Origin of the sequence: Pseudomonas orientalis (genome assembly GCF_001439815.1) — a bacterium.
GTDB classification, from domain to species: Bacteria; Pseudomonadota; Gammaproteobacteria; order Pseudomonadales; family Pseudomonadaceae; genus Aquipseudomonas; species Aquipseudomonas orientalis.
The window spans coordinates 773,756-786,893 of record NZ_JYLM01000002.1; the positions used below are offsets into that span (position 1 = coordinate 773,756).

Genomic DNA, 13,138 nt, shown 5'->3' on the forward strand with positions numbered 1-13,138 from the left:
TTATGTACTTGTGCACGGATTCCAGAGGCAGTCCGTTAATACTGCCTAGGAAATGGTCATCGCCCTCTGTAGGAGCGAGCTTGCTCGCGAAAAACGTCAACGATAACGCGTGTTTCCTGAGTGAGCGCGGCGGCTGTGAGTTCTTCGCGAGCAAGCTCGCTCCTACAGAAGACCTAGACTGACAACCCGCAGGCATTCACCGGCGGTACACGCCCGCGCCAGGGCTGGGCGCGCTCCAGTTGCGCGGCGAGTGCAAACAATGTGCTTTCTTCGCCAAAGCGACCGGCAAAGTGTGCTCCCATCGGCAAGCCGGCAGCGCTCCAAGACAACGGCACCGACATCGCCGGTTGCCCGCTGGCATTGAACAGCGCCGTAAACGGTGAGTAGCTGTGGAACCGTTCAATCAGCGCTTCCAGGCTGACGCTATCGTCTTGCAGGTCCAGCTCACCGATGGGCACCGGCTCGCGTGCCAGGGTCGGCGTGAGGATAAGGTCGTAATCCTGCATGAACACCGCCAACTGCCGACCCAAGGCATGAATCCACTCCACCGCACCGGCGTACTGAGCACCCGTTACATCGCCCTTGCTACGCAAGATAATCCGGGTCCGGGCTTCCAGTTCCTCAGGCTGCACCGCGACACCGCGCATCTGGCCCAGCACGTCGACATAGTGGCGGGTACTTGCACCGATGATCGTGAAAACCTGGTCGAGAAACTCCGGCAGCGCAACGGGCAAGCTGACCGGCTCAACGTGGTGGCCCAGGGATTGGCACAACATGGCGGCCTGGCGGACGGCGTCAACGCTCGCGCTGGAGGTCGGCCAAGGCCCGAGTTGTTCGACCAACGCGATACGCAGCGGACGAGGGTCACGCTGCAGCGCCGCGACATAGGGCTGCATCTGCGTGGGCGCGGCATAGGGTGCGCCCAGGTCGATCCCTGCGGTGGCATCCAGCAGCGCGGCGCTGTCACGCACCGACAAGGTGATGGCATGGGGAGTACCCATCCCGGCCCAGCCCTCGCCGACCATCGGTCCGGAAGGCAGCAGCCCACGGCTGGGTTTCAAACCGAACACGCCACAGCAGGATGCCGGCACGCGTAAGGAACCGCCGCCATCGTTGCCATGGGCGAAAGGCACGACACGCGCCGCCACCAGGGCCGCCGCGCCGCCGCTGGAACCGCCGGCGCTGTGGTGGGTGTTCCACGGGTTGCGCGTGGCACCAAAGCGGCTTGATTCGGTGGAGTATGAAGTGCCAAATTCCGGCGAGGTACTGGTGCCGACAATCACACAACCGGCACGGCGCAGACGCGTCACCAGTTCCGCGTCGAAGTCGGCGCGAAAGCTTCCCTGCGCCAGGGAACCATTGGTCATAGCCGCGCCGTTGACCGGCGAGAACAGGTCCTTGATCAAGGTCGGCACCCCGGCGAACACCCCTTCACCGGGTCGTGCCGTGCGTGCGGTTTCACGTGCCGAATCGTACAGGCGCTCGGCCACGGCGTTGAGCTGCGGTTCGACCCGCTCAATGCGATCGATCACCGCCTCCAGCAGTTCGCCGGGCTGTACATCGCCGCGCCGGAGCCACTCGGCCAATCCCGTGGCGTCCTCGGTGTCCAGCAGGTTATGGATGTCCATGTGCATGTCCTCTTGATTACGAATGAGTTGAGCCCAACGTGCGGGTAGCCGCCTTGCGCCGTGCTTGCAGGCCGGCCAGCACCCAGGCCAGGGCCGAGACCACACTGGCGAACGCCAGCCACTGGATGGAAAGGCGCAGGTCGCCCGAGCCGGCACTGAGCAGCGCTACCACCAGCGGGCTGGCGAACTGGCCGAAATACAGGCAAGCGGTGAACCCGCCCAGGCCGCGCCCGTGGGTCCTGGCGCTCAGGGCGTTCATCACCGGGGCCATCGCATTGGGCACCAGCAGCCCCGCGCCCAGGCCGTGAATCAGTACGGCCAGCAATACCGCGTTGTAGCTTTGCCCGCGCGTCAGCAGCCACAGGCCCAGCCCCAGCAATGTCAGCAGCAACGCGTTGCAACCGGCGATACCGATGCGCCGGCGCAGCAGCGGCCAGGCCAGCGAACCGCCCAGGGTCGCCAGCAGGCTCAGGCCCGCCGATAGCCCGATCATCGTGCTCGACGTCACACCCAGGCCGACCAGCAGAATCGGCGCCTGGATCGGTACGACAAAACTCAAGACCATACCGCCGAGAATCAGCAGGTAACCGACCACCACGGGCAGGATCGCCACCCGGCCCTCTTCAGGCACGTCGATTGGCTGCCGGACGGTTTCGGGCTCCCATAACACCTTCATCATCACCGGCACCAACAGCAACGGCAGCAGGTACAGCAGGAACGGCAGGCGCCAGGAGTGTTCGCCCAACGCCCCGCCCACCACAAATAACAGCGAGCCCACGAGGCCGATGGTCACCACTTGCCGATTGATATAGCGCATGCGTTCCTCGCCGTGCCAATAGTCGGCGATCAGCGTGGCGCAACAGGTCATGACCGCGGCTTCGGCGCAACCGAACAACAGGCGCACGCCAACGATGCTCTGCAAGTTATCGAGTACCGCCGGCAATGCGCCGAGCACGGCATACAACAAGGTGGCGATCACCAGTAATGCCTTGCGCCCTACCCGGTCGGCCAACCACCCGGCCAGGGGCGCGCACAGTGCAATCGCCAGCGCCGGCCCGGTCACCGCCAAGGGCACCAGCAGCTCGGCACGCGGCTCCAGGGGGCCAAACGTTGCCCCCAGTTTGGGCAGGATTGGCGCGACCATCGCCGCGCCCATGATCGTCAGGCTGCTGCCCAGCATCAGCACCAGCCCTTCACGGCGCCCGGTGGCTTGGCGAGGGTGTACGGAATCAGCACGTAATGGGTTCATGGCCAGCCCCTTAGAAACTTTGAGAAATACGCAGCGCCACGGTGTAACCCTCGGCACGGTTGCGGGCGTCGGTTTCCTTGTAGGCATGCAGCCAGATGGGTGGCAGGCCGGGCTTGAAGTAACTCACCGCCGGCCCGACGGCCAAAACCCGTGCGCGATTGCCGGACTGCAACCCCGGCGCGTCGTCGTCGCTGAACTGGCGGTAGTAATAACCGCCCAGGCCCAGGGTCCATGGCCCCACATGCTGGCCCACGGCAAATTCATGGCGGTACTCGACGCCGCTTTTGTAGTCGGTCGCGGGGTTGCGGGTATTGACGTCGACTTCAAAGCTTGAGGACACCTCCAAGCCACTGTCGGTGATGTAAGTGGTGTTGACGATCGGCGAGAACGTCCAGTGATTGAGCCCCGGCGAAATCAGGCGATTCTTGTCGTAATCACCGGTGGGTGCCTGGATCTGCAACTGCGTATTGATGAACAGATTCGGCGACAGGTTCCACTGCAGGATCACCGGCAGCAACTGCACGTCGGCCATTCGGAACGGATCGGCCTCCAGGCTCAGCGGCCCGACCGGCGTCGGCACCTTCACGGAAGCGTCCATCTTGAAAAACGGCACCACCGCGCCGAAACCATACTGGGCGCCCAGCACGGTGTGATCCGTCATGCGCATATAGGCAACGCCGATCGACAACACATCCAATGAGAAGTGGTTGTCGACGGAGCGCCCGTGGCGGTCCTTCTGCACGTTGGCCGAATAAAACGCCGTTCGCAGCCCCAGCGTGCCGAACGGTGTGGCCGGCGGCATCATCCCCGCGCCGAAATCGTAGACCCCGACGGCGGTTGTCGGCGCACCGTTCTCGGTGGCCTGGGCGCCGGCGCAGCAGCCGAGCAGCCCCAGGGTGAACAGCGTCATGCGTGCGGCGTTTGCATTATTGTTATGAATCATCGAATGCCCCTCCCATCAAGTGGTGTGGGTCATCCTATGAAGCAGCCTCGTGAGCGGGTTATCCGTTTTCAGCAGAGTTGAGTACGCCGCAGGGTCTGCGAAGGGCTTTCGCCAAACATGGTGCGGTAATCGCCCGAGAACCGGCTCAAATGCCAGAACCCCCAGCGGGCCGCCACTTCCTGTACGCCCTGGGACTGCGTGCTCGTACGCAGTTCACGACGCACCGCATTGAGGCGCAATGCACGCAGGTAGGCCACCGGATTGATCCCCAGGGTTTCCTGGAAACAGTACTGGAGTTTGCGCCGACTGGCGCCGATGTGGTTGCACAGATCGAGGATCGACAAAGGCTCGTCAAGGTGGCCCAGCGCATATTCGCGGGCGCGGTCGACCATCCTTTTACGCGCGGTGGGGTTGAGCGGTGGCGCTTGATCCGGCGCGATCAATTCCAGGATGTGCAGCATCACCGTATCGCGTATGCCGCGGCGGATCGAGTCGTGCCCGAGCAACGCATCCCGTCCCTGGTCGCAGCGCGCCAGTTCATCGAACAATGCCCCGAGTTCATGTTGCACGGACGAGTCGCCCAAGCGGTAACACTTGGGAAGATCGGTAATTCGAAAAGCGCTGCCCTGACGTTCCAGCACATGTTCCAGCACGCGCTCGTCAATCGCCACGCTGAGCAGGTCAAGGTGCTGGGGCGTGTGCAGCTCAGGCAGATTGTGCCCGTGGGCGACCAACAGGCTGGGCTCGTGAATCGGATGCCCCGCGCAGTACACCGGGCCTTGCGCACTCAACGGCAAGCTGAAGGTGATTGCGCCGTCCCAGGCCGCTCCGCTCTTGATCATGGCTTGATTAGAGCGGTCGCGGGCCAGTTGCATCCAGTCCGAACGGAACTCGATCAACTCGCCTTCAAAGACGCCCGGCGATAACTGATCGTAGCGGACCTGCCAGCCGCGCATGTTGCGCGCGTGCTCATCGATATCACTCGTCAGTAGACGCTGGAGGGGCGACGTCGACTGCACGCGCTTGGAGACCGCAGGTATCAGCTGATTATTGTTGTTCATGACCCGACCTTTTTCAGTTGCAAGGCTTACAGGTCAGCTACAACGCAAGTTTCATTCCGAACTCAGGGTGGGTCGTGAATGTGTGCCGAAAATGGATAGTGGAGCGGGCAATAGCACACCGTCGCCAGACGAACACGTTCATCTGTTAACTGATTTTTTGCGCATCAAGGCTTTATATTTTTCAGCTCGTTGAGCAGGCCCAGCAGTTGCTCCATTTTTTGTGCACCAAACTGTTCCTCGATCTTGCGGTAGTTGCTTTCCATGCCTTCACTCATCGACACGAAGCACTGCTGGCCGCGCTCGGTGAGGCCGACGAACACCCGTCGCTGATCCTGGCTGGACTTCTGCCGACGTACCAGGCCATCGCGCTCCAGGCGGTTCAACACGCCAGTCATGCTCGGCTTCAGAATGCACGCCTGCTGGGCAAGTTGATGGCTTTCCAGCTCGCCCTGCTGGCGCAGTATGCGAATCACCCGCCACTGCTGTTCGGTCAGTTCATGTTGATTCAGTGCAGGACGGAAAAACGCCATGGCCGCTTCACGGGCTTGCAGCAAGGTCAGGGTCAAGGAAGGTCGGGGGTTGGCCATATCGGCACCACGTGGATGAGCGAGTCGGCAGCTTAGTGTCGCCGGCCAGCGCGCGCAAGCCTGTGAAAAGTGCAATCGGTTCCGCGTAAAAGCCATTCTGCCGGCCTGCCGGGCCGGTCATGCTGCCCCCCACAAGATCAAGGCGAAATCCCCCATGCCTGGCTCAACGCAAACCCAATTGCCGCTGGCGATACTCCCCTGGAGTGAGCTGTGCGTAACGCTGGAAAAAACGGCTGAAATAGGCCGGGTCCTTGAACCCGAGCTGGTAGCAGATTTCGTTGGCGGAGCCACCCGTGAACAGCAACAGGCGCTTGGCCTCCTGCATCAGGCGCTCCAGAATCAGGCGTTTGGACGGCAGGTCGGCGATGCGTCGGCACACATCGTTGAGTCGCGCCTGCGTCACGCCGATACCCTGCGCGTAACGCGACAACGGCCAGTGCTGCAGGTAGTGCGCTTCGATCAGCTCGTTGAAACGGTGGAAAATCTTCAAGTCTTCGTGCCGCGCCGGCGTGGCTTTCAACGAGTGGGAGCACAGCCGCAACAGGCTCACCATGATCAAGCGCGTCAAGCTGTCCAGGGCGGCGCCATGCCCTGGGCGCTTGGCATCCACCTCTTCGCTCAATTCGTCGAACAGAAAGTCCAGCCGGCGTATTTCACCCGCGTTGTGCGGCCCCAAATGCGCCAGCGCGACACACGCCGCCGACAGCTGCGCGCCGGCCGGTGCCAGGCTGGGGTCGGTCTCGATCAATTGCCAGACCAGTTGCTGACGCACCGTCAACACGTGTCCGTCACTGTCGGCCTCGGTCACGAAGGCATGCGGCACGGTGGGCGGCGTAAGGAAGAACATCGGCCCCGACTCGACGTACTGCTGGTCGTCCAGGTACACCCGCACCGCGCCGCTTTTGACGTAATGCACCTGGAAGAACCGGTCATGCCGGTGCACCGGCATGTTGCGCCCGAAGAAACCCGCCAGGTTGGCCAGCCGGTCGTAATGCACCTGCGCGTCGCTGTAGCGCTGGTCATAGACCTGGCCGATGTTGATGTTGGGGATGGGGTGACGGTCGGTCATCGCACGCTGCTCGTTGTTTTTGTGATGGCGGTGGCGCTCATCCTGCACCGAGTCGCGCAGTGGAACCACCGCGAAATGAGTGTGCCACGCTTGACGATAGTTAACATCTTAATTATAACTGTTAACACATTAACAATATCCGGAGCCGCCCCATGGCTCTGCCAGGAGAAAGCATGAGCCGTGCCTTGCATGACGTCGCGACCGGCACTCTGTTCGGTGTCGCACTGAACTACCAGGGGCTGCTCAAGCAGCGCCTCGCCGAATTCGAACAGCCGCCGTATCAAAAGCCGCCGGTCAAACCGGTGCTGTTTATCAAGACGCCCAATACCCGCAATCAGCACGGTGCCGAGGTTGTGCACCCAGGCCCGGGCGAACGCTTGCAACCCGGCCCGGCCCTGGGCGTGGTGATGGGCAAGAGCGCCAGCCGTGTTAGCGCGGCCGAAGCCCTCGATTACGTAGCCGGCTACACCATCGTCAATGAATTCAGCCTGCCGGAAGACAGCTACTACCGCCCTGCCGTCAAAGCCAAATGCCGGGATGGTTTCTGTGCCGTCGGGCCTGAGCTGATCCCCACTGCACAGATCAACGACCCGCATAGCCTGGCGATCACGCTGTACGTCAACGGCGAGGTTCGCCAGCAAAACAGCACCGCTAACTTCGTGCGCAACATTGCGTTGCTGATCGCCGAAATCAGCGAGTTCATGACCCTGCACGCAGGCGATGTGCTGATCACCGGCACCCCTGAAGGTCGCGTCGATGTGCTGCCGGGTGACAGCGTCGCCGTTGAAATCAGCGGGCTGGGGCGTCTCGTCAATCACATCGTGGCCCAGCCGCAGGAGCACGCATGAAACACGCCCGTATCCGCTTTGAAGGCGAAATTCACCGCGTTCAAGTCGAAGACAACAACGCCGTGCGCCTGGCTGACGGCCGCCTGCTGACCGAAGACCAGGTGCAATGGCTGCCACCGGCCACCGGCAGCATGTTCGCCCTGGGCCTGAACTACGCCGACCACGCCGCCGAACTGGCGTTCAAACCGCCCACCGAGCCGCTGGCGTTCATCAAATCCCCAGGCACCTACACCGGCCACAACCAGGTGAGCTGGCGCCCGGATAACGTCGCCTACATGCACTACGAGTGCGAACTGGTGGCCGTCATCGGCAAAGCGGCGCGCAACGTCAAGCGCGAAGACGCCCTGGACTATGTGGCGGGTTACACGGTGTGCAACGACTACGCGATTCGTGATTACCTGGAAAACTACTACCGCCCCAATCTGCGCGTAAAAAACCGCGACGCCACCACGCCCGTCGGCCCCTGGATCGTTGATGTGGCCGATGTGCCGGACCCGAGCAACCTGAAGCTGCGCACCTGGATCAACGGTGAACTGCGCCAGGAAGGCAGCACCCGCGACATGATTTTCGACATTCCCTACCTCATCGAATACCTGTCCGGCTTCATGACCTTGCAGCCCGGCGACATGATCGCCACCGGCACGCCCGAGGGCCTGGCCGATGTGGTGCCCGGCGATGAAGTGGTGGTGGAAGTCGAAGGCGTCGGTCGCCTGGTCAATCGGATTGTCAGCGAAACGGCGTTCTTCAACGCCCGTAAAGAGGCTTGAGCAGCATGATCAAACATTGGATCAACGGCCGTGAGGTCGAAAGCAAAGACGTGTTCGTCAACTACAACCCGGCCACCGGCGAAGCCATCGGCGAAGTCGCCAGCGGCGGTGCCGAAGAAGTGGCGCAGGCCGTGGCGGCGGCCAGGGAAGCCTTTCCGAAGTGGGCCGGAACACCCGCCAAGGAACGTGCGCGCCTGATGCGCAAGCTCGGTGAACTGATCGAACAGAACGTGCCGCGCCTGGCCGAACTGGAAACCCTCGACACCGGCCTGCCGATTCACCAGACCAAAAACGTATTGATCCCACGCGCCTCGCACAACTTCGATTTCTTCGCCGAAGTCTGCACACGCATGGACGGGCACAGCTACCCGGTCGACGACCAGATGCTCAACTACACCTTGTACCAGCCGGTGGGTGTGTGCGCGCTGGTCTCGCCATGGAACGTGCCGTTCATGACGGCCACCTGGAAGACCGCGCCGTGCCTGGCGCTGGGCAACACCGCCGTGCTGAAGATGTCCGAGCTGTCACCGCTGACCGCCAACGAACTGGGGCGCCTGGCCGTCGAAGCCGGCATCCCCAACGGCGTGCTGAACGTGATCCAGGGTTACGGCGCCACGGCGGGCGATGCGTTGGTGCGCCACCCCGACGTGCGAGCAATTTCCTTCACCGGCGGCACGGCCACCGGCAAGAAGATCATGCAGACCGCCGGCCTGAAAAAGTACTCCATGGAACTGGGCGGCAAGTCGCCGGTGCTGATCTTCGAAGACGCCGACCTGGAACGTGCGCTGGACGCGGCATTGTTCACGATTTTCTCGCTCAACGGCGAACGTTGCACCGCCGGCAGCCGGATCTTTATCCAGGAAAGCGTTTACGCGCAATTCGTGGCTGAGTTTGCCGCGCGCGCCAAACGCCTGATCGTCGGCGACCCGCAAGACCCGAAGACCCAGGTCGGCTCGATGATCACCCAGGCCCACTACGACAAGGTCACCGGCTACATCAGGATCGGCCTCGAAGAAGGCGCCACCCTCCTCGCCGGCGGCCTGGAGCGCCCGGCCAACCTGGCGGCGCACTTGAGCCGCGGCCAGTTCATTCAACCGACGGTTTTCGCCGATGTGAACAACAACATGCGCATTGCCCAGGAAGAAATCTTTGGCCCGGTGGTGTGCCTGATTCCGTTCAAGGACGAAGCCGAAGCGCTGCAGCTGGCCAACGACACCGAGTACGGCCTGGCGTCCTACATCTGGACCCAGGACATCGGCAAGGCGCATCGTCTGGCCTATGGCATCGAAGCCGGCATGGTGTTCATCAACAGTCAGAACGTGCGCGACCTGCGCCAGCCGTTCGGCGGGGTGAAAGGTTCCGGCACCGGCCGTGAAGGCGGCCAATACAGCTTCGAGGTGTTTGCCGAGATCAAGAACGTGTGCATCTCGATGGGCAGTCATCACATTCCACGCTGGGGCGTCTGAGCAACACCAACATCCCCTAAGACAACAACAACAATTTCAGGAGAATCATCATGGGCGAAGTCGTCCTGGCCGCGAAAATCTGCCACGTTCCCTCGATGTATTTGTCGGAGCTGCCCGGCAAACACCATGGCTGCCGTGAGGCGGCGATTGCCGGCCACAAGGAAATCGGCCGGCGCGCGCGCGAACTGGGCGCCGACACCGCCGTGGTGTTCGACGTGCACTGGCTGGTCAACAGCGCCTATCACGTCAACAGCGGCGAACATTTCAAGGGCATTTACACCAGTAACGAACTGCCGCACTTCATCAAGAATATGGAGTACGAGTACCCCGGCTGCCCTGAGCTGGGCGAGCTGATCGCCGCCGAAGCCAACGCCGCCGATGTACGCACCCTCGCCCACAACATCCCCAGCCTGGAGCTGGAATACGGCACCCTGGTGCCGATGCGCTACATGCACATGGGCGTACCGGAGGATCAGAAACTCAACGTGGTGTCGATTGCCGCCTGGTGCGCCTGGCATCGCCTGCAAGACAGCTTCACCTTCGGCGCCGCCGTGCGCCGCGCCATCGAAAAAAGCGACCGCAAAGTCGTGGTGCTGGCCTCGGGATCGTTGTCGCACCGCTTCTCGGACGATCGCAATGCCGAAGCCAATATCCATAACTGGACGCGCGAGTTCGACAAACAGGTCGACCTGCACGTGGTGGAACTGTGGCGCCAGGGCCGCTGGAAAGAGTTCTGCGCCATGCTCCCCGACTACGCCGAGCACTGCTTTGGCGAAGGCAAGATGCACGACACCGCCATGCTCCTGGGTTTGCTCGGCGGGCCGGATTACAGCAAGCCGGCCGAGATCATCACCGAACCCTTCGGCAGCTCGGGTACCGGGCAAATCAACGCTATTTTCCCTGTTTGACCGCATGGCCGCCCGGTATCCCCGAGCGGCCTGAAGGAGCCGTTCATGCCTCATTTCATCGCTGAGTACACCGACAACATCGAACAGCAGGCCGACCTGCCCGGCCTGTTTGAAAAAGTCCACGCCACCCTGGGCGACAGCGGCGTGTTCCCGCTGGGCGGTATCCGCAGCCGCGGTGTGCGCCTGGACACCTGGCGCATGGCCGACGGCAAGCATGACTACGCCTTCGTGCACATGACCCTCAAGGTCGGCCATGGCCGCGACCTGGCGACACGGCAGGCAGTCGCCGAAAAACTCTTCGCGGTGATCACCGCGCACTTTGCCGAGCTGCAAGCCCAACGTCTGCTGGCCTTGTCGTTTGAAATGACCGAACTGCACGAACACCTCAATTTCAAGCAGAACAATGTGCATGCCTTCCTCAAGGCACAGGTGAACTAACCCGCCCTGCCCGTTCGTTCCATCGGCCTCTCAGACAAAAAGTATAAAACCATGAGCACAGCCAATACCGCCGACACTTGCACTGCCGTCGCCCGCGACCGCACCCACAGCGCCATCACCTGGCGGCTGATGCCGCTGTTGCTGATCTGTTACCTGTTCGCCCATCTCGATCGCATCAACATCGGCTTCGCCAAGATGCAGATGAGCGCCGACCTCAACTTCAGCGACACCGTCTATGGCTTCGGTGCCGGCCTGTTCTTCGTCGCCTACGCATTGTTCGGCGTGCCCAGCAACATGGCCCTCGACCGCGTCGGCCCCAGGCGCTGGATCGCCACGCTGATGGTGGTGTGGGGCGCGCTGTCGACCTGCATGTTCCTGGTCGACAGCGCGACGGGCTTCTATGTGCTGCGCTTTTTGCTCGGGGTCGCCGAAGCGGGTTTTTTCCCGGGCATCCTGGTGTTCCTGAACCGTTGGTACCCGGCCGGTCGGCGTGCGCAAATCACCGCCTTGTTTGCGATTGCAGTGCCCATGGCCGGGGTGGTCGGCGGGCCGCTCTCCGGCGGCATCCTGGAGCACTTTCATGACCTGGGCGGCCTGCGCGGCTGGCAATGGATGTTCGTGATCGAGGGCGCGCCGGTCATTCTGCTCGGGCTGGTGGTACTCAAGTGCCTGCCGGACAGCTTTGAGACCGTGACCTGGCTGACGGCTGCGCAAAAACAACACTTGCGCGAGCAACTGCACAGCGAAGAACAGCGCAAATCCATCACCTCGTTCGCCGCCATTCTTCACAACCGGCAGGTGTGGCTGCTGGTGGCGGTGTATTTCGCGGTGATGCTGGCGGTCAACACCCTGGCGTTCTGGATGCCGACGCTGATCCATGGGGCCGGGGTCGGCAGCGACGGCAAGGTCGGCCTGCTCAGTGCGGTGCCCTACCTGGCCGGGTGCTTTTTCATGATCGGCTGCGGGCGCTCGTCCGACCGACACCGCGAACGCCGCTGGCACCTGTGCGTGCCATTGCTGATGTCCGCCGGCGGCATCGCCATCGCCGGGCTCGCCCCTGCCAACCCGGCCCTGGTGCTGGGCGGCCTGATCATCGCCGGCATGGGCGCCAGCGCCGCGTTGCCGATGTTCTGGCAGTTGCCCCCGGCGTTCCTGTCCAACCACACCCAGGCCGCCGGCATTGCCTTGATCAGTTCCTTCGGCAGCATTGCGTCGTTCTTCGCGCCCTACCTCATAGGCTGGATGCGCGACACCACCCACAGCGCCAGCCTGGCCCTCTACGCCCTGGCAGTGCTGATTGCACTCGGCGGCTTGCTGGTGCTGCGCACCCAGGCGGCCGTCGTCAACCCTCACTAAGAGACCCTTGCCATGCTTGATCAACAGCTTATCCAACAAGCCGCCGCCCGCCTCGACCAGGCGGAACGCTCACGGGAGCAGGTACGCCAGTTTTCCCTGGAGCATCCGGCAATCACCCTCGATGACGCCTACGCCATCCAGCGCGCGTGGGTAGCCCGCAAAATCAAGGATGGGCGCAAGCTGGTCGGCCACAAGATCGGCCTGACCTCCCGCGCCATGCAGGTGTCCTCCAATATCACCGAGCCGGATTACGGCGCGCTGCTCGACGATATGTTTTTCGAGGAAGGCACCGACATCCCCTTTGAGCGCTTTATCGTGCCGCGCGTCGAGGTCGAATTGGCGTTCATCCTGGGCAAACCCTTGAAAGGCCCGAACGTGACCGTGTTCGATGTGCTGGACGCCACCGAATGGGTGATCCCGGCGCTGGAGATCATCGACGCGCGCATCCAGCAGGTCGACCCGCACACCAAGGCGACCCGCAAGGTGTTCGATACCATCTCCGACAACGCGGCCAACGCCGGCGTGGTGATGGGCGGGCGCGCCGTGCGCCCGACTGAGATCGACCTGCGCAAGGTGCCGGCGGTGCTGTACCGCAACGGTGTGATCGAAGAGTCCGGCGTGTCGGCCGCCGTGCTCAACCACCCGGCCAAGGGCGTGGCCTGGCTCGCCAATAAGCTGGCCGCCTATGACGTCACCCTGCAACCGGGGCAGATCATCCTGGGCGGCTCCTTTACCCGCCCGGTGGCGGCCAACCCTGGCGATACCTTCCATGTCGACTACGACATGCTCGGGTCGATTGCCTGTCGTTTTGTGTAAGC

General features: G+C 62.6%; 13 protein-coding genes. 7 read left to right on the forward strand and 6 right to left on the reverse strand.

Translation table 11 applies throughout. The features are described 5' to 3' along the window. Nucleotides 1–173: 173 nt before the first annotated feature. The 6 genes from TU82_RS07760 to hpaA all read right to left on the reverse strand — a co-directional run bounded on the left by TU82_RS07760 (nt 174) and on the right by hpaA (nt 6,537). On the reverse strand, nt 174–1,628 hold the full coding sequence (locus tag TU82_RS07760; RefSeq protein ID WP_057722523.1) for an amidase: 1,455 nt from the start codon (nt 1,626–1,628) through the stop codon (nt 174–176). A gap of 16 nt (nt 1,629–1,644) precedes the next feature. Then, complete coding sequence (locus TU82_RS07765; RefSeq protein ID WP_057722524.1) at nt 1,645–2,877, reverse strand: MFS transporter; 1,233 nt, start codon at nt 2,875–2,877, stop codon at nt 1,645–1,647. Between the two features lie 10 nt (nt 2,878–2,887). Next, complete coding sequence (locus TU82_RS07770) at nt 2,888–3,820, reverse strand: SphA family protein (protein ID WP_057722525.1); 933 nt, start codon at nt 3,818–3,820, stop codon at nt 2,888–2,890. Nucleotides 3,821–3,888: 68 nt separating this feature from the next. Then, entirely contained in the window at nt 3,889–4,881 is a 993-nt protein-coding gene (locus TU82_RS07775; protein WP_057722526.1) for a helix-turn-helix domain-containing protein, read from the reverse strand. A gap of 164 nt (nt 4,882–5,045) precedes the next feature. After that, nucleotides 5,046–5,468, reverse strand: coding sequence for a homoprotocatechuate degradation operon regulator HpaR (gene hpaR / locus TU82_RS07780; protein WP_057722527.1), 423 nt, complete (start codon nt 5,466–5,468; stop codon nt 5,046–5,048). Nucleotides 5,469–5,631: 163 nt separating this feature from the next. Beyond that, a complete protein-coding gene (gene hpaA / locus TU82_RS07785) occupies nt 5,632–6,537 on the reverse strand; it encodes a 4-hydroxyphenylacetate catabolism regulatory protein HpaA (RefSeq protein ID WP_057722658.1) in 906 nt (301 codons plus the stop codon). A gap of 173 nt (nt 6,538–6,710) precedes the next feature. On the opposite strand from hpaA, the gene TU82_RS07790 reads away from it, so the two are divergent. The 7 genes from TU82_RS07790 to hpaH are packed head-to-tail and all read left to right on the forward strand — an operon-like array spanning nt 6,711 to nt 13,136. After that, nucleotides 6,711–7,385, forward strand: a complete 675-nt coding sequence (locus TU82_RS07790; RefSeq protein WP_057722528.1) for a fumarylacetoacetate hydrolase family protein — start codon at nt 6,711–6,713, stop codon at nt 7,383–7,385. Beyond that, nucleotides 7,382–8,152, forward strand: coding sequence for a fumarylacetoacetate hydrolase family protein (locus TU82_RS07795; RefSeq protein WP_057722529.1), 771 nt, complete (start codon nt 7,382–7,384; stop codon nt 8,150–8,152). Before TU82_RS07790 ends, TU82_RS07795 begins: the two co-directional genes overlap by 4 nt. Before the next feature lie 5 nt (nt 8,153–8,157). Continuing rightward, entirely contained in the window at nt 8,158–9,618 is a 1,461-nt protein-coding gene (hpaE, locus tag TU82_RS07800; protein ID WP_057722530.1) for a 5-carboxymethyl-2-hydroxymuconate semialdehyde dehydrogenase, read from the forward strand. Between the two features lie 50 nt (nt 9,619–9,668). Further along, nucleotides 9,669–10,526, forward strand: coding sequence for a 3,4-dihydroxyphenylacetate 2,3-dioxygenase (hpaD, locus tag TU82_RS07805; protein WP_057722531.1), 858 nt, complete (start codon nt 9,669–9,671; stop codon nt 10,524–10,526). 45 nt (nt 10,527–10,571) lie between these two features. After that, nucleotides 10,572–10,964: a tautomerase family protein gene (locus tag TU82_RS07810; protein ID WP_057722532.1), complete on the forward strand. Its 393-nt coding sequence runs from the start codon at nt 10,572–10,574 to the stop codon at nt 10,962–10,964. A gap of 51 nt (nt 10,965–11,015) precedes the next feature. After that, nucleotides 11,016–12,320 (forward strand): MFS transporter, encoded by a 1,305-nt coding sequence (locus TU82_RS07815; RefSeq protein ID WP_057722533.1) that lies wholly within the window; start codon nt 11,016–11,018, stop codon nt 12,318–12,320. Nucleotides 12,321–12,332: 12 nt separating this feature from the next. Continuing rightward, nucleotides 12,333–13,136, forward strand: coding sequence for a 2-oxo-hept-4-ene-1,7-dioate hydratase (hpaH, locus tag TU82_RS07820; protein ID WP_057722534.1), 804 nt, complete (start codon nt 12,333–12,335; stop codon nt 13,134–13,136). The last annotated feature ends 2 nt before the right edge of the window (nt 13,137–13,138 follow it).

Excerpts from the sequence above, each read along its gene's own strand:
- hpaR (WP_057722527.1), bottom strand. The coding sequence starts at position 5,468 with ATGGCCAACCCCCGACCTTCCTTGACCCTGACCTTGCTGCAAGCCCGT.
- TU82_RS07775 (WP_057722526.1), bottom strand. The coding sequence starts at position 4,881 with ATGAACAACAATAATCAGCTGATACCTGCGGTCTCCAAGCGCGTGCAG.
- TU82_RS07770 (WP_057722525.1), bottom strand. The coding sequence starts at position 3,820 with ATGATTCATAACAATAATGCAAACGCCGCACGCATGACGCTGTTCACC.
- TU82_RS07810 (WP_057722532.1), top strand. The coding sequence starts at position 10,572 with ATGCCTCATTTCATCGCTGAGTACACCGACAACATCGAACAGCAGGCC.
- hpaA (WP_057722658.1), bottom strand. The coding sequence starts at position 6,537 with ATGACCGACCGTCACCCCATCCCCAACATCAACATCGGCCAGGTCTAT.
- TU82_RS07795 (WP_057722529.1), top strand. The coding sequence starts at position 7,382 with ATGAAACACGCCCGTATCCGCTTTGAAGGCGAAATTCACCGCGTTCAA.
- TU82_RS07765 (WP_057722524.1), bottom strand. The coding sequence starts at position 2,877 with ATGAACCCATTACGTGCTGATTCCGTACACCCTCGCCAAGCCACCGGG.
- TU82_RS07760 (WP_057722523.1), bottom strand. The coding sequence starts at position 1,628 with ATGGACATCCATAACCTGCTGGACACCGAGGACGCCACGGGATTGGCC.
- hpaE (WP_057722530.1), top strand. The coding sequence starts at position 8,158 with ATGATCAAACATTGGATCAACGGCCGTGAGGTCGAAAGCAAAGACGTG.
- TU82_RS07790 (WP_057722528.1), top strand. The coding sequence starts at position 6,711 with ATGAGCCGTGCCTTGCATGACGTCGCGACCGGCACTCTGTTCGGTGTC.
- hpaH (WP_057722534.1), top strand. The coding sequence starts at position 12,333 with ATGCTTGATCAACAGCTTATCCAACAAGCCGCCGCCCGCCTCGACCAG.
- TU82_RS07815 (WP_057722533.1), top strand. The coding sequence starts at position 11,016 with ATGAGCACAGCCAATACCGCCGACACTTGCACTGCCGTCGCCCGCGAC.
- hpaD (WP_057722531.1), top strand. The coding sequence starts at position 9,669 with ATGGGCGAAGTCGTCCTGGCCGCGAAAATCTGCCACGTTCCCTCGATG.